Source organism: Vibrio sp. 10N.261.52.C11 (genome assembly GCF_041471405.1).
Taxonomy (GTDB): Bacteria; Pseudomonadota; Gammaproteobacteria; order Enterobacterales; family Vibrionaceae; genus Vibrio; species Vibrio crassostreae_C.
In genome coordinates, this window is the sequence record NZ_JBFROI010000119.1 from 1 (window position 1) to 531 (window position 531).

General features: G+C 48.8%; 1 protein-coding gene. It reads right to left on the bottom strand.

The genetic code is table 11. From position 1 onward, the window contains the following. Positions 1-74 precede the first annotated feature (74 nt). The coding region (locus AB4323_RS24105) for a transposase (protein WP_372150628.1) at positions 75-531 on the bottom strand (457 nt) is incomplete at its 5' end.

Genomic DNA, 531 nt, shown 5'->3' on the forward strand with positions numbered 1-531 from the left:
TTTTCGTTTCTTTCGTCGTCACATCTCCTTTGATTTCGTCAATGCCATTCTCCTTATTATTAAATGCCTTTCGGCTACATGGGTCGGCTCACTCCAACACACGCCATCTCATGCTCACAGCAAGGGCAGATTCTTATCGCTTTGCTCCTTATCGGTGCCGTTAGCGGCGGCATCATATAGACCAAGTTCAATAACAGCAGTTGAATGCGGGCTCTTAAGGCGTGAGCTTGACCACGTAAAAAACCGTAATCTCGTACTCTCTGCAACCCTTTGGGCAGCACGTGTTGCAAAATGAGCAGCAAAAACTTCAGAATGGGCAAGGTGCGCGTTCGCCATGCATTGGTCTGACTCTCTTTATAGCGGAAGGTGACAGTATCATCTGTGATACTGATGATGTCTTCATCAGGCAGCACACCGCGATAGAGATAGCGCGCCAAATAGTTGAGTGCAGCCTGACCGTATCCTACTTGTCTGCAATCGACCACCCATTGTTTGGGTATGCCACTCGGCAGCCACAACGTTGGGTGTTGA